We start from the raw sequence: 22,935 nt of genomic DNA on the forward strand, positions 1-22,935 counted from the left end.
CGCCCCGCATCCCTCCAACCACCAACAGGAACCCTCTCATGAACAACCGCATTTCCTGCGGCGTCCTCGCCGCTGCCCTCCTGGCCTCCTCGGTCTACGCGTTTGCCGCGCCCGTGACCTACCAGATCGACCCGACCCACACCGACGTCGTCGCCCAGTGGAACCATTTCGGCTTCTCCAAGCCGATCGCGCATTTCGGTGAGGTGGGCGGCTCGATCAGCTACGACCCGGACAACCAGGCCGCTTCGAGCGTCGAGGTCGTGCTCCCCCTGGCCGGGCTGTCTTCGCACGTCGCGGCGTTCGATGACCACCTGCGCAGTGCGGACTTCTTCGACGCCGAAAACTTCCCCCAAGCTAGCTTCAAGAGCACGTCGGTGCGCGCCGCTGGCGAGGGCAAGCTGGCCGTCGCCGGCAACCTGACCATCAAGGGCATCACCAGGCCCGTCGTACTGGATGCCACGATCAACAGGATCGCCGATAACCCCATGACGGGCCAGCCGACCGCGGGCTTTGATGCCGTGGCGACCATCAAGCGGACCGATTTCGAGCTCGGTATGTTCGTGCCCAACGTCAGTGACGAGGTCCAGCTGCGTATCACCACCGAAGCTTCGGTGGCGAAGCAGGAGCAGTAACCACCCCCGGGACACCGGGGCGCGCCCAGGGAGGCAGGACTGCCCTGCCCCTCGGGGCGTACCATCGGAATCCCCTCGAGCAAGGAGAGTGACGATGAAGACCTATAACGTCGGCTACCTGATCGGCAGCCTCGCCAAGGAGTCCATCAACCGCAAGCTTGCGCACGCGTTGTTCAAGCTCGCTCCGGAGCAGCTCAAGTTCCACGAGATCTCCTATGCCGAACTCCCGCTCTACACCTACGATTACGACGCTGACTACCCGGAGGCCGGTCGCGCCTTCAAGAAGGCCATCGAATCGTCGGACGCGATCCTGATCGTGACCCCCGAGTACAACCGCTCCATCCCCGGCGGCCTCAAGAACGCCATCGACTGGGCCAGCCGCCCCTGGGGCACCAACTCGTTCGCCAACATCCCGTCCGGGGTGATCGGCACCTCTCCCGGCGCAATCGGCACGGCGGTGGGGCAGCAGCACCTGCGCAGCATCCTCGGGTTCCTCAACTCGCCGCAGATGAACTCGCCGGAAGCCTATATCCAGTTCAAGGATGGTCTTCTTGACGACGCCGGCGAGGTCGCCGACCCGGGTACAGCCGAGTTCCTGCGCCGCTACATGAAGGAGTTCCACGAGTTCGTCGCACGCGTGCTGACAGTACTGCCGCGCGGCGCCTGACCGGCCGGCAATCGCCAGCCGATCGTTGGCGTCACTGCGTGGCTGCAGCCGGGGCGATGCGCCTTCGCCCCGACGCAGGTCCCTATTCCACGCCGCGGCGTTCCAGCCGCTCCAGCAGGAGCCGTTTCAGGATCGAGATGGTGGCCGGGGCCGCCTGCAGGTCATGGCCGGCAACGACATAGTCAACGCCTCCCTCGGGCCACGTCGCGCTTGCGAGCGACACCACCCCGTCGCCTTCCCGGGGACGGGCCAGGTCCTGGATCCCGATGATCGAATGCACTTGCACGCCACCGGCGACCCGTAGCTGGCGCGCGGCCTGCATCACCGGCTGGTCGGGCGACAGCGTCGCCACGCTGGTCGGACCTCCCCGGCGGTAGTTCTCGAGCACGGTCTGCCGAACGTGCTGGGGCTGTTCAACCGCAAGCTGCACGAGGTAGTCCATGGCATTCACCGGAAGCCGGATGAACCGCTGCACCAATCTGGCGACCAGACCCTCCGCATGCCGACTTCCTCCGTGCGGCGCGGCAATCATGACCAGCGCGTCGACGCCAGGGATCGCCTCGAACACGAACAGCTCCCGAGCGCGATCGACGGCTTCTCCGGGCTGCAATCCTTGGGGATCGGAGGTGAATGCGGCGTCCCAGAGGGCGGTTCCCGAGTCGCTCACCAGCAGACGCGAGATCACGCCGCCCATCGAATGCCCGACCAGAATCGCCTGCCGATGGCCGCCCGACACGCCGCCTGCGCGACGCCTGAAATCCCGGAGCGTCCCCGCCAGCTGCTGCCGGTTGACCAGCACTGGCATTCCGGTCGCGTAACGCGCCATCCAGAACTGGTAGTGCTCGGAGAGGTCGGGATCCCCGAGAAGTTCGTTCACCATGTTCGCCCAGGTCATGGGGCTGCTGGCGAACCCATGCACGAGGATGACGGGCGTCTTGGCCGGATCCACCGGCGCCAACAGACGGATCTGGGAATCGTCGCGCTCGGAGTCCGCTCCGAACAGTGCCCGTAGATAGCCCAGCTCCTGCTCGAACGCCACCGCAGCGCTTGCATAGGCTGCGCTCATGTCACGCGAAAGGCCCACCTGGCCAAATGCCGTTTCCACGGACCCGGCGCGCGAGGCATCTCGCACCACGAGCGACTCGCGCCCTCCTGGCAGCGGCTCGTAGAGGATGCTCACTGCCAATGCGAACGGCTGCGCGGGGAAAGAGCCCAGCGTAGTACCGGTGCGCCCGGTCGCGATGGCGGCAACCCCGATGCCGTCTTCGACCTGCCGCGTCCGCAGTCCGCCGACGGTGACCTGGTTGGCGAGTACCACGCGCTCCACCGCGGCGCGAGGGAAATGAGTCTCGTCCACGCGCCACTCGAACCCGTCCACGCCGTGCTTCTCCGCGGCATCCAAGGCCAGCCCCGCCGTACAGGCGTTATGCAATCGCAAGGCCAACTGTGTACGCGCGGCGATGGCTGGCTGCCGCCCGGGCATCACCGGCTCATGAAGGTAGCGATGGGTCTGCCGGGCGCAGGCGCGCCAGTGCGCCGCACGATCGCCGCGCGGCGCCCGCCTTGCGGCATGGTGCAGGACGTCCGACGCCGCGATCAGTCTCGTGCCTTCGCGCACCGTTCCCGCGGCCAGCAGGATCTGCGAAGCGCAGCGCCCGTCCAAGCTCGAACACGTGGCCTCGAGGTCGAGCATCGAGATGACTTCCTCGCCGGTATTGGACAGATGTTCCGCCAGCGCCAGCCCATCCAGGCTCATGCGCGAACGCAGCGATCCGCCATCGTGCACCCGCAGGGTGGAGCAAGCGCTCGCCATCACCACCAGGGCCACCATGAGAATGCCGCGGCCCGGGTGGACCGTGAATCGGTGTCGTGGCTGCTCCGAGTGCCCCATGCGACTCGCCAATGCAGGATCGAGAGCCCGCATTGTGCGTCGGACTGCATGGATCAACTAGGGAAGCGCTGGACAAGTCCGGTCTGTCATTCCGAACGCAGTGAGGAATCTTGTCGAATCAAAGGGCTGGATTTCTCGCTACGCTCGAAATGACAGCTGCTGGGGGTTCATGGCCGATTGGCCGCCACCTCGGCGGCAAGCTTGCCGCCGGAAGCGGACCTTTGCACGTGATCGCGCCGAGGCGCATCGTGGGCTGCCGGCCACTTCGACACGTCGACGTCGATCGAATCGTCCGGCCATGGGTTTCAACATTGTCAGCCCGTATGCAAACCGGACCCGCCTTGCGGCAGCGGTTCGAATGCGGGAACAATGCTCTTCCTTGACGGCCTGAATGGAGCTGTAGATGGACCGGATCGAGTGCATGCGCGCCTTCGTGGAGGCGGTGCGGGCCGAGAGCTTCGCCGCCGCTGCCCGCAAACTCGATGTCCCACGCTCCAAGGTCAGCAAACAGGTCCAATCCCTGGAGCAAGCGCTCGGCGTCCAGCTTCTGATGCGGACCACACGCAGCCTGCACCTGACCGAGGCGGGCGCGACCTATTACGAGGACGCGCAGGAAGTGCTCGCCTCCCTGGACGAGGCAGAGGAGCGCGCCAGGGGAACAACCGGCATCCGCGGAATCGTTCGCTGCAACGTCCCGGTCTCATTCGGCATGCGCGTGCTCACACCGATCGTGCCGAAGTTCCTGGACAAGTATCCGGAGATCGAGCTCCAGATCTCGCTGACCGACCACCTCATCGATACCGTGCGCGGCGGATTCGACGTGACGATCAGGATCGCCGACCTGACCGACTCGTCGCTTTCTGCACGCAAGATCATGCCCGCGCCCCGCAGCATCGTGGCATCGCCAGAATACCTGGCACGCCATGGCATTCCCCAGGTTCCCGCCGACCTGACGTCGCTTGCGTTCCTCAACTATGGCTGCCTGCAGGGCGGCATCACGATCCAGCTGACGCGTGGAAAGGAAGTGCAGCGCGTGCGCACACGTGGGCCCGTGATTGCCGACAACGGCGACTTTCTCGCCGAGATGGCACTGGCCGGCCTCGGCGCGACGCTGGTTCCCGACTTCATCGTCCGGGGCGAGCTCAATGCCGGCCGGCTGGTCCGCGTGCTCGAGGACTGGAGTCCGCCGCCAATTGCGGTCCACGCGCTGTTTGCACAAGCGCGCACCATGCCGCTGCGGCTCCGCAGGTTCGTGGATTTTCTGGTCAGCGAACTCGGCGGCGAGGCTGATCGGTCTGGGTAAGGCGACGCCTGGCACTGTCCCCGGTCGGGAAACAGTGATGTCGACTTTCTTCACTCTTTACTTCCGCCCAATCACCATAAGGTGATGGATGCGCCATTGGGCGTACGCGCAAGTCACGGGGAGGTCGGATGGACGTTCGCTTCCTTGGCTGGACTGATCTTCGGCATCGGCCTTGGCACCACAACAAGCCGACCTGCTGGCTCAACACACAGCGACCGATTCGGATCCATCGGACACGCCCAACCGCCGGGTCGCGCTGCATCGCCTTTTTTCCTTGCGTGCTGACGACCGCATGCCCGTGTGGCTGCGGCGGTTAGCTCCTGCAATGCGAACTCGCGTCCAGATGGGACGCCACATGGAGGACAACACATGCTCGACTGGAATGTCTATCGCGACGAACTGAAGGGCCGGATCGGTGAGATCGGCAAGCTCTCGCCGGATACCGTCCGGGGATACGCCACGCTGGCCGGTGCAGGCAACAAGACCCAGCACCTGGACGCCAAGACGCGTGAACTGATCGGCCTTGCCGTCGCCGTGACCACGCGCTGCGATGGCTGCATCACGGTGCATGTCGACGCGGCCATCAAGCACGGAGCCAGCCGCGAAGAGATCGCCGAAGCGCTGGGCGTGGCCATCGCGCTCAACGCAGGTGCGGCGCTCGTGTACTCGGCCCGCGTCATGGATGCGGTTGCCAGCCATCCGGGTTACTAGCGCAACGAGATCGTCTCAGAAACAGAAACAATGAGGTGATGATTGCCCGGTATTTGCGCCTGCCAAAGCTACATAGACTGTGCGCCATCGAATCCACTCTGACCCGCGCGACCCGCATCAAGCCGGTCCCGGCAACCCACCAGATGGCGTCGACGTATGGAAAACCTGCCGATGAGCTCGCCCAGTCATCCCTATCCATTTCGCGTCAAAGGAAAACACCATGAAACAGTCCAAGCTCATCAGCGCTGTCCTCCATGTGGCGGCGGCGGTGACCCTGATTTCCGCCCAACTCGTGGCCGCACCGGCTGCACATGCCCAGGAATCCCGCGCACAGGCTCCCATCGCGGGACTTTCGCGCCAGCCCACCCCTGAGGCCCGCGCAGCGCTGTACGACCCCAACGACGCGGTTCTGCTCCTGCTCGACCACCAGACCGGCCTCTTCCAGACGGTCAAGGACATCCCGCTCGCGGAACTGCGTGCGAACACCGTTGCCCTGGCCAAGATCGCGGTGCAGGCCGGCATCCCGGTGATCTACACCGCGTCGGAGCCCGGCGGCCCGAACGGCCCGATCATGGAGGAACTGCTCGAGGCCGCGCCGAACGCGATCTATGTCGCCCGCAAGGGTGAGGTCAGCGCCTGGGATAACGCCGACTTCGTGAAGGCCGTCGAGGCCACGGGTCGCAAGACCCTGGTAATGGCCGGTGTGTGGACCAGCGTCTGCGTCGCATTCCCGGCGCTGCAGGCCAAGGCAGATGGTTATGACGTGCTGGCCGTGATGGATGCTTCGGGTGACGTCAGCAAGCTGGCATCCGACGCTGCCATGCTGCGCATGGCGAATGCCGGGATCGAGCCCGTCACCACCAACACGATCCTCAGCGAGACACACCGCACCTGGAATCGTGGTGACGCCGCAGCCTGGGGTGCCCTGTACTCCGAACTCGTGCCGCACTACCGCGCCGTCTCCGAGAGCTTCCAGCGCGCCCAGGAAGCCGCCAAGTCCAAGTAAGGCCTGGCCCATGTTTCCCTGGTAAACCCCCGAGCCGGGGCCGGACATCCGGCCCCGTTTCGCCGTCCGCGCGTCGGGTCCGTGCGAGCCGGGTTCGGTCGTCTTGCGGACATCGATGATCCAGCGCCCGCGCTGGGAAGGAGTTTTTCATGCGATACCTGAGCCTGATCGGGGCGGCGCTGCTCGCGGCAGCCTGCTCGAGCACCCGCGAGGCGCCCGTTGCGGCGCAACCGGGCACCGCGACACCGTCGGCAGGCGCCGACCTCATCGTGACCAATGCCAACGTCATCACCATGGACGCCGGGCGCCCACGCGCCACCGCCTTCGCCGTGGCCGAAGGCAAGATCGTGGCAGTGGGAGACGACGCCGACATGGCTGCCCGCCGCGCCGACAATACCCGCGTGATCGATGCAGGCGGCCGCACGGTCATCCCGGGCCTCAATGACTCCCACGCGCACGTCGTGCGCGGCGGGCGCTTCTACAACCTCGAGCTGCGATGGGACGGAGTCGCCTCGCTGCAGCGTGCGTTGCAGATGGTCAGCGAACAGGCCGAACGCACCCCGGAAGGCCAATGGGTCCGCGTCATCGGCGGCTGGTCGCCCTTCCAGTTCGAAGAACGGCGCATGCCGACCGTGGCCCAGTTGAACGAGGCCGCGCCCGATACGCCCACATTCGTCCTCTATCTGTACAGCCAAGGCATGATCAACCGCGCCGCAGTGGAAGCGCTCGGCCTGACCGGGGACAGCAAGGCGCCAGACGGTGGCCGCTACGAATTCGTCGACGGTGGCGCGATCCTGCACGCCGAACCCAACCCCGCGATCCTCTACGCGATGATCGCCCAGCCGCCTCCGCTTTCGGCCGAGGACCAGGTGAACTCCACGCTGCACTTCTATCGCGAGCTCAATCGCCTGGGCATGACCAGCGCGATCGACGCCGGCGGCGGCGGGCACGCCTTCCCCGACGATTATGCCTCCAGCCTCCAGTTGGCCACGAACGGCGAAATGTCGGTGCGCGTGAGCTACTACCTGTTTGCCCAGAACGCGGGCCAGGAGGCCGCCGACTTCCAGCGCTGGGCCAGTGGCCATGCGTTGGAAAAGAACCGGCACGGCGCACTCGAACACGGCTACGAGCTTGAAGGCGCAGGCGAGTTCCTGGCGCACAGTGTGGGCGACTGGGAGAACTTTCTGGCGCCCAGGCCCGACCTGGACGCGCGCAAGGCACATGGCCAGGACTGGGAGAAGGACCTGCGAGAGGTGGCTCGGATCCTCGTCGACCACCAGTGGCCGCTGCGCCAGCACGCGACCTATGGCGAAAGCGTGTCCCGGATCCTCGACGTTTTCGAGCAGGTCAAGGCCGAGAAGGGGCGATTCGTCCCCCGCTGGGCCATCGACCACGCCGAGACCGTGACCGACCGGGACCTGCAGCGCATCAAGGCAATGGGCGGCGGCATCGCCGTCCAGAACCGCATGGCCTTCGCCGGCGAGTACTTCGCAGACCGCTACGGCAAGACGCAGGCAGCCAACGCCCCGCCGGTGCGCAAGATGTTGGAGCTCGGCATCCCGGTCGGCGCCGGCACCGACGGCACGCGCGTGAGCAGCTACAACCCGTGGCCGGCGATCTATTGGCTGGTCACCGGCAAGACCGTGGGCGGCACGCAGCTGTTTGCCGACGACAACCGACTGTCACGCGAGGAGGCGCTGCGCCTGTTTACCGCAGATGCCGCATGGTTCAGTCAGGAAGAGGACGTCAAGGGGCGGATCGCGACCGGCCAGTACGCCGACTTCGCCATCCTGAGCGACGACTACCTGACGGTGCCGGAGACTCGCATCAAGGACCTGGTGTCACTGCTGACCGTGGTGGGCGGAAGGCCCGTGCATGCGGCGGCCCCGTTCGAGGACGTTCCCGTGCCACAACTCCCGCCGGTCAGTCCCGGGTGGTCGCCGATCGCGCACTTTGGGGGCTACCAGAATCAGCGCCCTTGAACGTGTCGGCGCCCTCGCCCGGCTTCCTGGCCGGGGGCGGGCGATGCCGCACCGCCTGCCGCCAGCTGCCGTCCTCGACCGCCTCCGCTGTAGCAAACCGGGAAACGATGAAGTGACATTAGCCCGGTATCTGGCACCCCGCTCCGTCCATAGACTGGATCCAACGTATCCACTCCATGAGGAGACACACCATGATCGAGCGTCGCCCTTTTGAAAGCCTCGGCGGAGCCAACCACGGCTGGCTCGACGCCAAGCACCATTTCTCGTTCGCCGGGTATCAGGACCCCGAGCGCACCCAGTGGGGGGCGCTGCGGGTCTGGAACGACGACACCATCGCGCCCGGAACCGGTTTTCCTGCGCATCCCCACTCGGACATGGAAATCATCACCTACGTCCGCGAAGGCGCCATCACCCACGAGGACAGCCTAGGCAACAAGGGCCGCACGGAAGCCGGCGATGTGCAGGTCATGAGCGCGGGCAACGGCGTGGTGCACTCGGAGTACAACCTCGAGCCAGGCACCACCCGGATCTTCCAGATCTGGATCTTCCCTAACCAGCGCGGGGGCAAGCCATCGTGGGGCGCCAAGCCCTTCCCCAAGGGCGCGCGTTCGGGTCGCTTCGTCACCTTGGCCAGCGGCTTGCCCGGCGACGATGCCCTGCCCATCCGCACCGACGCGCGCGTCCTCGGCGCGACCCTCAACGCGGGCGAGACCACGGAATACCGCTTCGCCGGTGCGGGCCGGTACGGCTACATGGTTCCCGCCAAGGGCAAGGTGCAGATCGAAGACATCATCCTGGACGCCCGCGACGGTGCCGCCATCAGCGAGGTCGACGGCTTCCGCGTGACCGCCCTCGAAGATGCCGAGTTGGTGCTCGTGGACACCGCGGGCTGAACATTGCGCCTGCCTGCACGGCCCGGGGAGGCGCTCGTGGCGACTGGTCAGGAAAGTGGAGGACGCAGCGTCGCTGGAGGATTGCGGCCAGCTGAGGTAGCTCGGCATCACTCCACACGGCAGTCTGCAGGCGGATTCGAGGCGTTGTGCTCACGTGGCCTTTCGAAAGGGTTGGTCAGTGTGAGCACTCCGCCTCTTCTACGGGGGTCACCTAATGATTGAACTCGTCATCCAACAACGCCGCCGCGATCTCGGCGCCTTCGAGGTAGGCCGCGTACTGCCGTACGCCAAGCGCCGGATGATCGGGCCCTACATATTCTTCGATCGCATGGGCCCGAAGCTGATTGAACCCGGGCTTCCGCGCGAGGCGGACGTACGCCCGCACCCGCACATCGGTCTGTCGACCATCACTTACCTGTTCGACGGCGAGATCATGCATCGCGACAGCGTGGGGTCCGAACAGCCGGTCCTGCCTGGAGAGGTCAACTGGATGACCGCAGGCCGGGGTATCACCCACTCCGAGCGCTTCGAAGAGCTGCGCGCCACCGGCGGTCCCATGGACGGCATCCAGGCTTGGGTGGCGCTGCCCGATGAGCGCGAAGAGATGGACCCGGGCTTCTGGCATTACCCGAGCGATGCCTTACCGGTTTTCGAAGACGACGGCCTCGTGGGTCGGCTTATCGCCGGACGGCTGTCGGGCGTCGAGTCGCCCGTCAACGTCGACTCGCCGCAGTTCTATGTGCACTGGCAGCTGCGGACGGGTACCAGGACCACGCTGCCGCCGGAGTACACCGAGCGCGCGGTGTACGTCGCCAAGGGCGAGGTGGAGATCGCGGGCCATCGCGTGGAGATGGGCAGCATGGCGGTCTTGGCACCAGGCAAGGCGGCGACCGTGACGGCGCTCAGCGATGCGGTGGTCATGGCCTTGGGCGGAGAGCCTGTGGGCGAACGCTACATCGACTGGAACTTCGTTTCCTCATCAAAAGAGCGCATCGAACAGGCTCGAGCAGACTGGGCGGCCGGACGGATGAAGCTTCCGGATCTAGACAATGAAGAATTCATCCCGTTGCCACACAAGCTGGGCGCGGCTCCGGAGCCGATGTCCTGACGAGATTCTTCGGCGGCATGGCCGGCTGCGCGATGATCGGCCAGTCGGTGCTCAACGTGTCCTCGGGCGGCCGCGGGCAACTGTCGTGCCTCAACGCCGGTGTGGTGCTGCTGATGCTGGTGATCGACCTGCGCGACGCCCACTTCTGGGACACCAGCGCCGTGGCCGCCCTTGACCGCGTTGTACTCAAGCTGCGCCGGCATGGCGCAGAGGTGGAGGTGATCGGCCTCAACCAGGCGAGCGAATCGCTGGTGGAGCAGTTGGGGACGCATCGGGGCGTGGAGGCAGGCGCGACGACGGGGCATTGAGGGCCGCGGATCTCGGCGCTGGCCGTAGTCGGGGCCCGGAGGTCATGGGATGCCTGGGACCGAAGCGGGCGCGAGACTGATGGATTCAGCTGCAACTGTCGCTAGCTGCCACATCTTCACAATTCGTCCACCTATTCCAACGTCAGCTGAAGGCGGGTCATGCTGCCGGTTAAAAGGCCGCTATATTCGAGACCCCAAACAAAGGAGGAATGGCATGTTCATGACCAAGCAACATCTGGCGATGGCGCGCACGCTCGGCGTGGCGATCGTCGCCGCCGTGGGTCTTGCCAGCTGCGCCACCTACGATGACGACTTTGCAAGGATCAACTCGCGCCTCGACCAAGTCGACACCAGGGTGCAGGGCGCGGCCCAGAGCGCCGAATCCGCCAATCAATCCGCGCAGCAGGCCAACCAACGGTTGGATCAAATCGAAAGTCGCGTCCAGCAGCTCGAAACGAAGCCGGGCCGCCCGCCGCGCGGTTAGTCGCTCTTGCACAATTCGCGACGAACGGCCTGAACCGGGACCCGGTGGCCTTTGCTGGCCACCGGTCTCCTCATCTTCATCCAGTCTTCTGTTTTAAGGAACGTCACATCCGTACGTGCACACACCCTGCGATCCGGGCCGTTTATGGTGCGCTCGCGCTGGGGCTGGCTTTTTCGAGCTTCGGCGTGGCCAGCGCGGAGGATGCCGCCGCGCAACCGGTCACCGCCGTCGACCAGCTTCCGCAAGGCCAAGATGTGTCCGGCACGGTGATTGAGCTCGCGGGCTGGGTTGTCGCAGCCAAGGACAGCGAAGGCTATCCGTTCGCGGTCATGGACAAGGCCGCCGCACAGATCCTGGTGTTCGGCGGCGACGGCCGGCTTCGCGGCGCGGCACCTGGGCTCTTTGGCTCAGCGACCGGCGACCATACCGCCCCCGGCATCGCCGGTCTGGCGCTTCGCGAGATTCCGGGCCGGGATCGCACGACGCCTGCTGGTCGCTTTGTGGGCGGTTACGGTCCGTCAATCGACGCTGGGCGCGTGCTGTGGGTGGACTACGATTCCGCGGTCTCCATTCACCCGACCGCGACTGGCGTCCCGGCCGAGAGACGCCCCGAACGCCTTGCATCGCCTTCGCCGGACGACAACCGCGTCACTCATGGCTGCATCAACGTCTCGCCCGAGTTCTACGAGCAGGTCATCCGTCCGACGTTCGAGCGGGGCGGGGTGTTCTACATCTTGCCGGATGAGGCGCCGATGGCGGAGACCTTCCCCGACTTCGCGCAAGGTCGCGCGACGACGCGGCGCAAGGATGGACGACGCCCACGGTCCGCACGTTGAAAGGCGCATCGGCCTGTTGCCTCCGGTGTGCGAGGCGGCGCAGCGGATGCTCTGCCTTCGGCAACGCTGAAAAACTGTCATTTCGACGCGTAGCGAGAGGCGCTTCACAACAGCGAAGCTGGTCAATCCATGCTCTTGATTTTCTGGGATTGACCGGCTTCGCCGTTGTAAAGCTCTTCTCACTGCGTTCGGAATGACAAACCACTGCGTTCGGAATGACAAACCGGACTTTTCCAGCATTGCCCTTGGTGGATGTTGCGGAATCGCCGGGTCAGAAACCCCCTGTCGTATGCTTCCCTGATCGCAGGACGCAAAGGGCAAGGGGAACCCGGTGTCGGATGCAGAGAGCTTCATCACCCGCTGGCAGGGCGTCGCCGCCTCCGAACTGTCCACCTCGCAGAGCTTCCTGATCGATCTCTGCCGCCTGCTCGGCGTCGATGTCCCGCACCCGACGCCCGAACAGGACTACATGTTCGAGCGGCCCATCACCTTTCGCCACGGCGACGGCGGCAGCAGCGCCGGGCGCATCGACCTGTACCGCCGCGGCGCCTTCGTCCTTGAATCGAAGAAGCTGAAGCAAGGCGCGCACACCAAGGGCTTCGACGACGCCCTGCTGCGCGCGCGCAGCCAGGCGGAAGGCTACGCCCGCGCCCTGCCCGCCGACGAGGGCCGCCCGCCGTTCGTGGTAGTGGTCGACGTCGGCCACCGCATCGAGCTGTATTCGGAGTTCAGCCGCTCCGGCGCCACCTACGTCCCCTTCCCCGACCCGCGCAGCCACCGCATCGCGCTGCACGACCTGCGCCGCCCGGAGATCCGCGAGCGCCTGCGCCGCATCTGGCTGGAGCCGCTGTCGCTGGACCCCAGCCGCGAGTCGGCGCGCGTTACCCGCGACATCGCCGACCGCCTGGCGAAGCTTGCCCGCAGCCTTGAACAGGCCGGCCACGCACCCGAGGCCGTCGCCCAGTTCCTGATGCGCTGCCTGTTCACCATGTTTGCCGAGGACGTGCGCCTGCTGCCCGAGCACGCCTTTCGCGACCTGCTCACCCGCCACGGCGAACAGCCCGAAGTCGCCATGCGCATGCTGGCCCAGCTCTGGCGCGACATGGACGCCGGCGGCTTCTCGCCGGTGCTGGCCGGCGAGGTGCTGAAGTTCAACGGCAAGCTGTTCAAGCAGCCCGACACCCTGCCGCTCGACAGGGCGCAGCTCGACCTGCTGGTGGACGCCGCGCGCGCGGACTGGAAGCACGTGGAGCCGGCCATCTTCGGCACCCTGCTCGAACGCGCGCTCAGCCCGAAGGACCGCCACAAGCTCGGCGCCCACTACACCCCGCGCGCCTATGTCGAGCGCCTGGTGCTGCCGACCGTGATCGAGCCGCTGCGCAAGGAATGGAGCAACGTGCAGGCGGCTGTTCTTACGCTGTCGGCCGAAGTCGGCGAAGCCGACGAGGCCGACAGCGCGACAGCGCGACAGCGCGACAGCATAAGAACAGAATCAATTGCGCTGCTTAAAAATTTTCATCGGCGCTTATGCAACATCCGGGTCCTAGACCCGGCCTGCGGCAGCGGAAACTTCCTTTACGTCACGCTTGAACACCTCAAGCGCCTGGAGGGCGAAGTGCTGACCGCTCTTGATGACTTCAGCTATCGGCAAACCGATCTTGCCCTGGACGGTGAGCGCGCCGACACCGCCGGGGGCGAAACGGTGGATCCGCACAACCTGCTGGGCATCGAACTTAACCCGCGCGCCGCGGCGATTGCCGAGGTCGTGCTGTGGATCGGCTACCTGCAGTGGCACTACCGCACCCGCGGCGACGTGCACCCGCCGCAACCGGTGATCCGCGACTTCCGCAACATCGAAAACCGCGATGCGGTGCTGGCGCATGACGGCATGGAGTTCGTCACCGACGAGCGCGGCGTGCCGGTCACGCGCTGGGATGGCGAGACGATGAAGCCCTCCGCCGTGACCGGCGAGCCGGTACCGGACGAGACGGCGCGCAAGCCGGTGGAACGCTATCTCAACCCGCGCAAGGCGGCGTGGCCGAAGGCGGATTTCGTGGTGGGGAATCCACCGTTTATTGGTGCTTCCTCAATGCCGTCCACTTTGGGTGAAGGTTATGTACGGGCGCTCCGCGATGCCTATCCGGACATGCCGGAGTCCGCAGACTTCGTTATGCATTGGTGGGACCACGCAGCCACGCTTACACGTCGAAGAGGTTTGGAGCGATTCGGATTCATCACGACCAATAGTATTCGTCAGATATTCAATCGGCGCGTCGTAGAAAAACACCTAGATTCGGCAGGCGACGATCTGTGCCTGACCTTCGCGATTGCCGACCATCCGTGGGTGGAAAGTCGCGATGGCGCTGCTGTCCGCATTGCTATGACTGTCGGTGCCTGCAACGCGTGGCAGGGCCTTGTAATGACTGTTGCCTCGGAGGACCTAGGAGAGAACGGAGAGGTCGAAGTTTCCTTAGCAGCTTCTGTCGGCCGCATCCATGCCGATCTGCGCATAGGTCCAAACGTGTTGGCAGCGCGACCACTGCGTGCCAATTGGAACCTGAGCAATCCGGGCGTGAAGCTCCACGGCGCCGGATTCATTGTTTCCCGTGAACGGGCGATACAACTCGGCCTAGGTCAAGTCCCGTCGATCGAGAGCGTCATCAGAGACTATCGAAATGGGCGCGATATTACCGATCGAGCAAGAGGCGTGTTGGTGATTGATCTTTTTGGTTTCACGTCGGAGGAAGTGCGCATACGCTTCCCAGCGATCTACCAGCATGTTCTTGAGTACGTAAAACCTGAGCGTGACCACAACAAGAGGGCATCGCGCCGTGACAGCTGGTGGCTGTTTGGCGAGCCGAATCCACGCCTGAGAAGGCAGCTTCAAGGACTGCCACGCTACATAGCAACCGTCGAAACGCCAAAGCATCGTACGTTTCAGTTCCTCGACGAGCGAATTCTGCCAGACAATATGCTTACGGCTATTGCGTCCGATGACGCAGCCTTGCTGGGTGTACTTTCGAGTGCTGTGCATCTTGTTTGGGTGAGCGCAAACGCAGGGTCGCTAGGTGCCTATGTAGGCAATGTGCGCTACAACAAGACGCGTTGTTTCGACCCCTACCCCTTCCCCGACTTGGACACCGCCGACAAATTCGGCGGCCCCATCGGCGTCGCCCTCATCAATGCGGACGGCACCACCGGCGCGACCGAAACCTACGGCGAATACCCCTCCGACCGCATTCGCAACCTCGCCGAACAGCTCGACGCCCACCGCAAGCGCCAACAGGCCGCGCACCCCGGCCTGACCCTAACCGGCATGTACAACGTGCTGGAGAAACTGCGCAGCGGCGATCCGCTGACCGCCAAGGAACGGACGCTCCACGAGCAGGGCCTGGTGTCCGTGCTGCGCCAGCTGCACGACAAACTTGACGCCGCCGTGCTGAATGCCTACGGCTGGGGCGACCTGCTGCCGCTGCTGCGAGTGGCGCATGGCAACGTGGCCGAAGGACACCCCCATCCGCCTTCGGCACCTTCCACCCGTGAAGGACGCAATGGCCCGCAAGCGGGGGGAAGGGAGGACGCGAGGCGCGCTTTCGACGACGCCGTGCTCGAACGCCTCGTTGCCCTCAACGCCGAACGCGCCGCCGAGGAAGCGCGCGGCCACGTCCGCTGGCTGCGCCCCGAGTTCCAAGACCCCGCGCGCGGGCTCGAGCAAGCGCCAGCTCAGGGCCGCCTGGCCACCGGACGGGAAGACGGCGGAGGCGAAGGCGGCTCGGACGAGGCCGCGGCCGTGCCCGCGCTGCCCGGCAAGCCCCAGCCCTGGCCAAAGGACACGCTGGACCAGGTGCGCGCTGTTGCCGAAGTGCTGTCCGCCAGCCCGGTGGCGCTCACGCTGGACGAAATCGCCGCGCGCTTCACCGCGCGCGGCCCATGGAAGAAGCGCCTGCCCAAGCTGCTGGACATGCTGGTGGCACTGGGCCGCGCGCAGGAACAGGAGGGAAGATTCGGTGCATGACGAACGTTCGGACTTCAGCCAGGTCGAGTTCCGCAACCCGGTGGTCAGGCATTTCCCGCGGCGCGAGGAAGATTCCGGCACGCCGTTCTGGCGCATCGTCGGCGCGGTGTTCACCGCGTTGTGCCTGTTCGGCCTGCTGCAGACCCTGATCGCCGTGGTGTTGTACCGGCATGCCGTGGAGGATCTCGATCGACGAATCGAAGCGCTGATGCCGAAGCAGGGAGAGTCGGTGTTCGCACCGCCACCAGCGCCAACTCCTGCGCATCGCCCGGCCGCGCCTCGCCTGCCCGTGCATCCAGGGCCGATCGAGGCGCGCAGGGCCGGATTCCCGCAGGCCTGCATCGGCGGGTTCACCTCCAATCGCGTTGAAGGCGGGTGGAGCCAGACACGCCAGCGGTGTACGGCTGCGGGCGAGTAGCCTGGTCGCCCACTGGATGCAGTGGGGTCACGGACCCCCATGTTTTGCTTTCCGCGATCCCCGGCCGCCAAGGCGCGGCTCTGCGCTGCTCTTACTGCGATGCTTCGGTGGCTGCAGTTCGAAGTCACGCCGGTGACTGGGCGATGGTCGTCCCGGGCTGGGAGTTGCGGAAAGCAGCGCATGGATGCGCTGCGGCGGCGAGTCAGCCGTGGGTGAGCACGGACGCTTGCGCGGCACTGCCGCGCGTCCGTGCGAACGCCCGGCGCGCTGCGCCGGTCCGGACCGCGCAGCGGGCTGACCGAGCCGGGGAGCAACCCCCTGCCCGGGACGACCACCAGCCGAAGGCGAAGAACTACGGGCAACCGTCGGGCGTTCCCTTGCACTGGGTCCCCGCCTGCGCGGAGACGACGGCTCAGGGCCCGCCAAAACAAACGGCGCAGCTGCAATGGCAGCCGCGCCGTCGAAGTACCAAGTACCAAGTACGAAGAACGTACAGCGTGTCGCGCTTATCCGACCTTGATCGGGCCGTGCATGACCGCCCAGTGGCCGGGGAAGCTGCAGAAGAACTCATACGGGCCGGCGCCCTGGATCTTGCTGACCGCGAAGGTGACCGAGGTGGTCTGGCCGCCGCCGATCAGGTCGGAGTGGCCGATGACGCGGGCGTCGCCTGTCTTGAGGTAACCACCGTCCGCGCCAGCCGACACACCTTCGGCGGAGATGCCTGCACGGTCGGATGCCGCGGCAATCACGACGTTGTGGCCCATGGCCGCCACCGGCAGCTTGCCGACGTGCTTGAGGTTGATCGTGAACTCGCTGCACGACGAGGGCACGGTGATCGAGCCGACGTTGAACTGCATGGCGTCGTTGCCTTCGATGGTCGTGCTGCAGTTGCTGACCACGGCCTCGGCCTTGCCGTCGGCGGGCGCGGTGCCCGCGTCAGCGGCAGGTGCGGTGCTTGCGTCAGGGGCCGGGGTGGCGACCGGAGCAGGCATTTCGGCTGCGGGCGCGGCGGGCTCGGTGACCGGAGCCGGCGTCGTCGCAGGCGCATCCGGGGCCGAGGAAGGCGGTGCCGACTTGTCGCCGCAGGCGGCCAGCGCGAGCGCGCAGGCGAGGCTCAGGCCGGTGATTTTCATGTTCATGGCGGTTCTCCTTAGGTAGATGACCACGACATCATGGTCCGTGGGCGATAGCACTGAGTGAAGACGTACAGTGGACGCCCGCTATCGGGTCGAAGCCGCGCAGTGCGGCCCGCAGCCCTGAGCATCTTCAATGCGTGCGCCTTCCATGATGCGCCTCTTCGCGCCGCGCCGCTGCGCCACACAACCCAGAAAGGGCTGGCAACTGACGCAGTTGGTCACTAGGATGGCCCATCGGCACCTGCGGGGAGCAGTCCAATGAAAGCGACCAGTCTGGTTTCACCCGTGCGCTGGGTCGGCATGCTGGTGTTGTTGCTGATGGCGGTGGCAGTGGTCTATGCCGGCTACACCGCGATCTCCTACTGGCCCTCGATCGCCGTCTGAGGAAAGGACGCATGAACAAGCGGCAGTCACGGATATTCGCCATCGTCGCAACGGGCCTCGCCGCCGTTGCTTTCATTGGCCTGACCATCCACAGCCACATGCGCTTCGGTGAGCTCACCAATGCGCAGAACATCACGCCGGAAGTCACCCACGGCAAGGATGTCTGGCACAAGTACAACTGCATCAACTGCCACACCCTGTTCGGCGAAGGCGCCTATTACGCGCCCGACCTGACCAAGATCGCGCAGCATCGCGGCGAGGCCTACCTGAAGGCCTACATGCGCGATCCCTCGAAGTTCTACGACGAGCAGCGCCATCGCCGACTGATGCCCACGCAGAACCTGAGCGAAGTGGAGATCGCAAACCTGGTCAAGTTCCTCGATTGGGTGTCGAAGGTCGACAACCAGGGCTGGCCGCCGCGCCCGATCCTGGTCGTCGGCGGCGCCGTCAACGTGGCCGCGCAGGGCACGGCCCAGGGCGTCGCGCAGGCCCAGGACGTGCGGCCGGTCACCGCCGACAGCGATCCGCGCGCCATTGGCGAGCACCTGTTCCGCACCGCGGTGCCGGTGTGCACTGCATGCCATTCGCTGCAACCGGGCGTGCAGCTGGCCGGGCCGTCGATGGCCGGCATTATCGAACGGGCCGAACTCACCCTGGCCTCGCCGACCTACACCGGCAGCGCGACCGACGTGCAGGGCTACATCCGCGAATCGATCGTCGAGCCCAGCGCGCACGTGGTTCCGGGCGACATGTTCTCGGCCGCCGGCGTGTCGTTCATGCCCGACACCTATGCCGAGGCGCTGGGCGATGAACAGATCGACCAGCTCGTGGCCTACCTTGCAACGCTGAAGTAGCACTGGCGGGCGCACGACGCCGGCACCAGGAGATTTCCACATGCGCTACAAGTCCCAATCGGTCGCCTACTGGTACTTCGCCGTGGCGATGGTGCTGTTCGGGCTGCAGATCGTGTTCGGGTTGCTGTCGGCCGCGAAGTACCTGGGCCCCGATCCGCTGCTGTACATCCTGCCGTTCGACGTCACCAAGACGATCCACACCAACCTGCTGATCGTGTGGGTGCTGACCGGCTTCATGGGCGCCACCTACTGGATGGTGCCGGACGAGTCGCGCACCGAGCTGTACAGCACCAAGCTCGCGTACTGGCAGCTCGGGCTGTGGACGCTGATGGGCGTCACCGCCGTCATCGGCTACGTGTTCCGCTACGGCACGGGCAACAAGCTGCTCGAGCAGCCGCTGCCGCACAAGATCGTCATCGTCATCTGCATGCTGATGTTCCTCTACAACATCGGCATGACGATCAAGAGGTCGGGGCGGCTGACCACGACCGAGGGCGTGCTGATCGGCGGGCTTGCGCTGTCGGCGATCCTGTATATCCCCGCGCTGCTGCACTACGAGAACTACACGGTGTCGATCTTCTACCGCTGGTGGACGATCCACCTGTGGGTCGAGGGCGTATGGATGATGATCATGGCCGGCTTCCTGGCCTACCTGCTGATCCGCCTGTCGGGCATCGATCGCGAGGTGATGGAGAAGTGGCTGTACGTGATCGTGGGCCTGGTGTTCTTCGCCGGCATCCTTGGCACCGCGCACCACTATTACTGGGTGGGTGTGCCGCAGATCTGGCTGCCAATCGGCGGCTTCTTCAGCGCGCTGGAGCCGCTGGCGCTGGCCGCGATGGCGATCTACGCCTATGCGGCGATGCGTCGCGGCGGCGTGCGGCACCCGAACGTGCTGGCCCTGCACTGGACCATCGGCAGCGCGATCTTCGCCCTGTTCGGCGCCGGCCTGCTCGGGCTGGCGCACACCTGGCCCAGCGTGAACAAATGGACCCACGGCACGCTGATCACCGCGATGCACGCGCACTCGGCGTTTTACGGCGCCTACGCGATGATCATCATGGCGATGATCACCTACGCGCTGCCAAGCCTGACGAACCGCCCGCAGAACAGCTATTCGCCGCTGGGCTACTGGGCGTTCTGGCTGCAGGTGTCGGGCATGTTCGGCATGACGCTGTCGTTCGGCACCGCAGGCATCGCACAGGTCTATCTGGAGCGGATCATGGGCATGGGCTACCTCGATGCCCAGCTCAAGATCCAGGTCCACTTCCTGATGCTGATCCTGACCGCGACGGTCTTCGCCACCGGCGTTGCGATGTTCATCTTCGACTTCTTCCGGCACCGGCCGCACTTCGAGGTGGTTGCCGACCATGCGGTTGATGGCGAGCCAACGGTACGCGTGGAACGCTGACGGGTGGATGGGCACGTGAGGGCAGAGGCGGGGCCGTACTACCTGCCCACCGGCAACGAGGTCGAAATCGTCGAGCAGTGCCACGCCGGCGGGCTTGCGGTGATGCTCAAGGGGCCGACCGGCTGCGGCAAGACGCGTTTTGTCGAGCACATGGCGTGGCGACTGGGTCGTCCGCTGATCACGGTGGCCTGCCACGACGACCTCACCGCGAGCGATCTGATTGGCCGATTCCTGATCCGCCACGACGACACCGTGTGGCAGGACGGCCCGCTGACCCGCGCCGTGCGCGAGGGCGCGATCTGCTACCTCGATGAAGTGGTGGAAGCGCGCCAGGACACCATCGTGGTGCTGCATCCGCTCACCGACTACCGCCGCATGCTGCCGATCGACCGCACCGGCGAGACGCTCGAAGCGGCGCCCGGATTCCAGCTGGTGATCTCGTACAACCCCGGCTACCAGCGCATGCTCAAGGACCTCAAGCCGAGCACGCGCCAGCGTTTCGTGGCGATCGAGCTGGGCTTTCCCGAACCGCCGGCCGAAGCGGCGATTGTCGTTACCGAGAGCGGCGTGGACCGCGGCACTGCGGTCGCGCTGGTCGAGCTGGCGGTGCGCGTGCGCTCGCTGCGCGATCGCGGGCTGGCCGAGGTGCCAAGCACGCGGCTGCTGATCGCCGCCGGTCGCCTGGTCGCCAGCGGCATCGGCGTGCGCGAGGCCTGCAACGCGGCGGTGATCTCGCCGCTGAGCGACGATCCAACCCTGCTCGGCGCGATGCGCGAACTCGTCGACGCGATGTTCCCCTAGGCCGGCCGACATGGCCGAAGCCGAAGACGTCGTCGTCGATGCAGCGCGACATGCGACGGTATTCATCCGCGACACCTGGCGCCGGCATTACGCGCGCGAGCCCGACGCACCCATAGCGCTGGCATCGCTGGCGCGGCGCCTGGACCTGCTGCTGTCGGCCGCCTGCGGCACCAGCCTTCCGATGCGGGTCGCCCTGCCCCCGGCGCGGCCGACCCTGCTGCACCGGCTGTTCCACGCGCCTGCGTATCCACGCCACCGGCAGGCACTGCCGGCCACCAGCGGCGACACCATCTGGCTGCCCACGCACCTGGATACCTGCGACGCGGTGGAAGCGTCCGAGCTGTATCGCGCGATGGCCATGCAGCAGGCGCGCCGGGCCATGCGCGGCAACGCACAGGCGATCGTCCAGCAGCGTGATGCGCTGCTGCGCGACACCGCGCTGGTGCTGGAGGCGCAGGCCGCCGAGGACGACATCGCACGGTCGTTCCCCGGACTGGTGCCGGCGCTGCGACGACTGCGCCGGCTGGCGCTTGCGGCTCGGCCACCCCTGGCCGACTTCGCGCCGGCACGACAGCCGCTGGAGCGGCTGGTGCGCGACATCCTGGAGCGCGATCTGGCGTCGTCTCCCACGCCAGCGGCTCATGCGGTCGGGGATTCCCTGGCACAGGCGGAACGGCTGCTGCGGGAGTGGTCCATCAGCGCCGCCGAATCGCGTCGGCTCGGGCCGATGCCGCTGTACCGTGACTGGTGGACCGGTGAACTGCGCACGACCGGCGGCGCCACCGCCCACCTCGTCGACGGCGCGCCGTCCGCGGTCGACGACGACCGGCCGGTGCGCAGCGCGCGGATGGAGCGCCGGCCCGAAGGGCGCGATGCGGTCGAGGACGAGGACAAGCCAGGCGAGCCCGGCGTGTGGATGATCCAGCAGGACGCCCCGCACGAGGTCGCCGAGGATCCCTTCGGCCTGCAGCGACCGGTCGATCGCGACGACGAGACCAGCGCCGACGAATACGGCGACATGCTCTCGGAGCTGGCATCGACGCGCATGATCGCCGCGCCCGACCCGCCGCGCGAAGTGCTGCTGTCGGACGACCCGCCGGCCAGTCGCGCAATACTCGAGTTCAAGGGCGACGGCGAAGGCGACGCGCGCTTCCGCTATCCCGAATGGAATCATGCGGACGCGTCCTACATCGAACACGGCACCACGGTGCGCCTGATCGCGCCGGTGCACGGCGATCCCGCGTGGATCGACGCCACGCTCGCCCGCCACCGCTCACACCTGGACGGCATTCGCCGCCAGTTCGAGGCGTTGCGGCCCGAACGCGTGCGCCTGCGCCGGCAGAGCGACGGCGAGGACATCGACATCGACGCCTGCGTGGAAGGCCGCGCCGACCTGCGCGCGGGCGGCTTCCTGCGCGAAGGGTTGTACGAGGCACGGCGGCCGGGCCGGCGCAGCATCGCGGTCTGCCTGCTGGTCGATGCCAGCGGCTCCACCGACGGTTTCATCGGCGATCGCCGGCGCGTCATCGACGTCGAACGCGAGGCGCTGCTGCTGGTGTGCATGGCCCTGCAGGGCCTGGGCGAACCGTTCTGCGTGATGTCGTTTTCAGGCGAAGGCCCGCACGGCGTGATCATGCGCATGCTCAAGGACTTCGACGAGCCGTACGGGCAGGAAGTGGCGCTGCGCATCGCCGGTCTTGAACCGGAAAACTACACCCGCGCCGGCGCCGCCATCCGCCATGCGACGGCGTTGCTGATGCGCCAACCCGCCGAGCATCGCCTGCTGCTGATGCTGTCGGACGGCAAGCCCAACGACGCCGACCGCTACGACGGCCTGTTCGGCGTCGAGGACATGCGCCAGTCGGTCACCGAAGCGCGGCTGCAGGGCGTCTTCCCGTTCTGCCTGACGGTGGACCTGCAGGCCCCGGGCTACCTGCCCAAGGTATTCGGACCGGGCCACTACGCCCTGTTGTCGACGCCCGAGCGCCTGCCGCTGGTGCTGCTGGACTGGACCAAGCGCCTGCTGGCGCGATGACGGCAGTCGCGCACGCGTTCCATGCCTGGCCGATCAGGTTGCTGCGCCAACGCCCCCGGC

General features: G+C 66.2%; 19 protein-coding genes and 1 pseudogene. 18 read left to right on the forward strand and 2 right to left on the reverse strand.

Features of this window, described 5'->3' with window-relative positions; translation table 11 throughout:
* Positions 1-38: 38 nt before the first annotated feature.
* Both ACW5EG_RS09600 and ACW5EG_RS09605 read left to right on the forward strand, forming a co-directional pair.
* Positions 39-632 (forward strand): YceI family protein, encoded by a 594-nt coding sequence (locus tag ACW5EG_RS09600; protein WP_457019655.1) that lies wholly within the window; start codon positions 39-41, stop codon positions 630-632.
* Positions 633-726: 94 nt separating this feature from the next.
* Positions 727-1,299 carry an NADPH-dependent FMN reductase gene (locus ACW5EG_RS09605; RefSeq protein ID WP_457019656.1) on the forward strand — a complete coding sequence of 191 codons (573 nt, stop codon included), beginning with the start codon at positions 727-729 and terminating at the stop codon, positions 1,297-1,299.
* Positions 1,300-1,381: 82 nt separating this feature from the next.
* Here the strand turns inward: ACW5EG_RS09605 and ACW5EG_RS09610 are convergent, their stop codons facing one another.
* Positions 1,382-3,127, reverse strand: a complete 1,746-nt coding sequence (locus ACW5EG_RS09610; RefSeq protein ID WP_457021326.1) for an esterase/lipase family protein — start codon at positions 3,125-3,127, stop codon at positions 1,382-1,384.
* A 466-nt stretch (positions 3,128-3,593) separates the two neighbouring features.
* Here ACW5EG_RS09610 and ACW5EG_RS09615 point away from each other — a divergent pair, with 466 nt between their 5' ends.
* The 11 genes and pseudogenes from ACW5EG_RS09615 (at position 3,594) to ACW5EG_RS09665 (ending at position 16,254) form a co-directional block, all read left to right on the forward strand.
* Positions 3,594-4,493 (forward strand): LysR substrate-binding domain-containing protein, encoded by a 900-nt coding sequence (locus tag ACW5EG_RS09615; protein WP_457019658.1) that lies wholly within the window; start codon positions 3,594-3,596, stop codon positions 4,491-4,493.
* A gap of 369 nt (positions 4,494-4,862) precedes the next feature.
* The gene (locus ACW5EG_RS09620) at positions 4,863-5,204 is read left to right on the forward strand and encodes a carboxymuconolactone decarboxylase family protein (RefSeq protein WP_457019660.1); all 342 of its coding nucleotides are present in this window, start codon (positions 4,863-4,865) and stop codon (positions 5,202-5,204) included.
* Positions 5,205-5,424: 220 nt separating this feature from the next.
* Positions 5,425-6,210, forward strand: coding sequence for an isochorismatase family protein (locus tag ACW5EG_RS09625; protein WP_457019661.1), 786 nt, complete (start codon positions 5,425-5,427; stop codon positions 6,208-6,210).
* Between the two features lie 149 nt (positions 6,211-6,359).
* Complete coding sequence (locus ACW5EG_RS09630; protein ID WP_457021327.1) at positions 6,360-8,192, forward strand: amidohydrolase; 1,833 nt, start codon at positions 6,360-6,362, stop codon at positions 8,190-8,192.
* Between the two features lie 191 nt (positions 8,193-8,383).
* Complete coding sequence (locus ACW5EG_RS09635; RefSeq protein WP_457019664.1) at positions 8,384-9,085, forward strand: pirin family protein; 702 nt, start codon at positions 8,384-8,386, stop codon at positions 9,083-9,085.
* Positions 9,086-9,299: 214 nt separating this feature from the next.
* Positions 9,300-10,193 carry a pirin family protein gene (locus ACW5EG_RS09640; protein WP_457019666.1) on the forward strand — a complete coding sequence of 298 codons (894 nt, stop codon included), beginning with the start codon at positions 9,300-9,302 and terminating at the stop codon, positions 10,191-10,193.
* Positions 10,163-10,501, forward strand: a pseudogene (locus ACW5EG_RS09645) (STAS domain-containing protein); the annotation flags it as partial. The gene ACW5EG_RS09640 and the pseudogene ACW5EG_RS09645, both read left to right, overlap by 31 nt.
* 214 nt (positions 10,502-10,715) lie before the next feature.
* Positions 10,716-10,985 carry a hypothetical protein gene (locus ACW5EG_RS09650; protein WP_457019667.1) on the forward strand — a complete coding sequence of 90 codons (270 nt, stop codon included), beginning with the start codon at positions 10,716-10,718 and terminating at the stop codon, positions 10,983-10,985.
* Positions 10,986-11,143: 158 nt separating this feature from the next.
* Positions 11,144-11,821, forward strand: a complete 678-nt coding sequence (locus ACW5EG_RS09655) for a hypothetical protein (protein WP_457021423.1) — start codon at positions 11,144-11,146, stop codon at positions 11,819-11,821.
* Positions 11,822-12,152: 331 nt separating this feature from the next.
* The gene (locus tag ACW5EG_RS09660) at positions 12,153-15,836 is read left to right on the forward strand and encodes a class I SAM-dependent DNA methyltransferase (RefSeq protein ID WP_457021328.1); all 3,684 of its coding nucleotides are present in this window, start codon (positions 12,153-12,155) and stop codon (positions 15,834-15,836) included.
* Positions 15,829-16,254, forward strand: a complete 426-nt coding sequence (locus ACW5EG_RS09665; RefSeq protein ID WP_457021329.1) for a hypothetical protein — start codon at positions 15,829-15,831, stop codon at positions 16,252-16,254. The genes ACW5EG_RS09660 and ACW5EG_RS09665 overlap by 8 nt, the downstream gene beginning before the upstream one ends.
* 506 nt (positions 16,255-16,760) lie before the next feature.
* Here the strand turns inward: ACW5EG_RS09665 and azu are convergent.
* Complete coding sequence (gene azu / locus ACW5EG_RS09670; RefSeq protein WP_457019686.1) at positions 16,761-17,393, reverse strand: azurin; 633 nt, start codon at positions 17,391-17,393, stop codon at positions 16,761-16,763.
* 255 nt (positions 17,394-17,648) lie between these two features.
* Here azu and ACW5EG_RS09675 point away from each other — a divergent pair, with 255 nt between their 5' ends.
* Genes ACW5EG_RS09675 through ACW5EG_RS09695 form a run of 5 tightly spaced genes read left to right on the forward strand, consistent with a single transcriptional unit; the run spans position 17,649 to position 22,875 of the window.
* Entirely contained in the window at positions 17,649-17,774 is a 126-nt protein-coding gene (locus ACW5EG_RS09675; protein ID WP_457019687.1) for a hypothetical protein, read from the forward strand.
* Positions 17,775-17,785: 11 nt separating this feature from the next.
* Entirely contained in the window at positions 17,786-18,628 is an 843-nt protein-coding gene (locus tag ACW5EG_RS09680) for a c-type cytochrome (RefSeq protein WP_457019688.1), read from the forward strand.
* Positions 18,629-18,668: 40 nt separating this feature from the next.
* On the forward strand, positions 18,669-20,039 hold the full coding sequence (locus tag ACW5EG_RS09685; RefSeq protein ID WP_457019689.1) for a cbb3-type cytochrome c oxidase subunit I: 1,371 nt from the start codon (positions 18,669-18,671) through the stop codon (positions 20,037-20,039).
* Between the two features lie 15 nt (positions 20,040-20,054).
* Positions 20,055-20,840, forward strand: coding sequence for an AAA family ATPase (locus tag ACW5EG_RS09690; protein WP_457019691.1), 786 nt, complete (start codon positions 20,055-20,057; stop codon positions 20,838-20,840).
* Positions 20,841-20,850: 10 nt separating this feature from the next.
* Positions 20,851-22,875, forward strand: a complete 2,025-nt coding sequence (locus ACW5EG_RS09695; RefSeq protein ID WP_457019692.1) for a nitric oxide reductase activation protein NorD — start codon at positions 20,851-20,853, stop codon at positions 22,873-22,875.
* Positions 22,876-22,935: the final 60 nt, after the last annotated feature.

The organism is Luteimonas sp. A611 (assembly GCF_054072715.1).

Coding starts and splice junctions, on each gene's coding strand:
- ACW5EG_RS09685 (WP_457019689.1), top strand. CDS start 18,669: ATGCGCTACAAGTCCCAATCGGTCGCCTACTGGTACTTCGCCGTGGCG.
- ACW5EG_RS09695 (WP_457019692.1), top strand. CDS start 20,851: ATGGCCGAAGCCGAAGACGTCGTCGTCGATGCAGCGCGACATGCGACG.
- ACW5EG_RS09675 (WP_457019687.1), top strand. CDS start 17,649: ATGAAAGCGACCAGTCTGGTTTCACCCGTGCGCTGGGTCGGCATGCTG.
- ACW5EG_RS09625 (WP_457019661.1), top strand. CDS start 5,425: ATGAAACAGTCCAAGCTCATCAGCGCTGTCCTCCATGTGGCGGCGGCG.
- ACW5EG_RS09650 (WP_457019667.1), top strand. CDS start 10,716: ATGTTCATGACCAAGCAACATCTGGCGATGGCGCGCACGCTCGGCGTG.
- ACW5EG_RS09640 (WP_457019666.1), top strand. CDS start 9,300: ATGATTGAACTCGTCATCCAACAACGCCGCCGCGATCTCGGCGCCTTC.
- ACW5EG_RS09630 (WP_457021327.1), top strand. CDS start 6,360: ATGCGATACCTGAGCCTGATCGGGGCGGCGCTGCTCGCGGCAGCCTGC.
- ACW5EG_RS09680 (WP_457019688.1), top strand. CDS start 17,786: ATGAACAAGCGGCAGTCACGGATATTCGCCATCGTCGCAACGGGCCTC.
- ACW5EG_RS09615 (WP_457019658.1), top strand. CDS start 3,594: ATGGACCGGATCGAGTGCATGCGCGCCTTCGTGGAGGCGGTGCGGGCC.
- azu (WP_457019686.1), bottom strand. CDS start 17,393: ATGAACATGAAAATCACCGGCCTGAGCCTCGCCTGCGCGCTCGCGCTG.
- ACW5EG_RS09605 (WP_457019656.1), top strand. CDS start 727: ATGAAGACCTATAACGTCGGCTACCTGATCGGCAGCCTCGCCAAGGAG.
- ACW5EG_RS09620 (WP_457019660.1), top strand. CDS start 4,863: ATGCTCGACTGGAATGTCTATCGCGACGAACTGAAGGGCCGGATCGGT.
- ACW5EG_RS09600 (WP_457019655.1), top strand. CDS start 39: ATGAACAACCGCATTTCCTGCGGCGTCCTCGCCGCTGCCCTCCTGGCC.
- ACW5EG_RS09635 (WP_457019664.1), top strand. CDS start 8,384: ATGATCGAGCGTCGCCCTTTTGAAAGCCTCGGCGGAGCCAACCACGGC.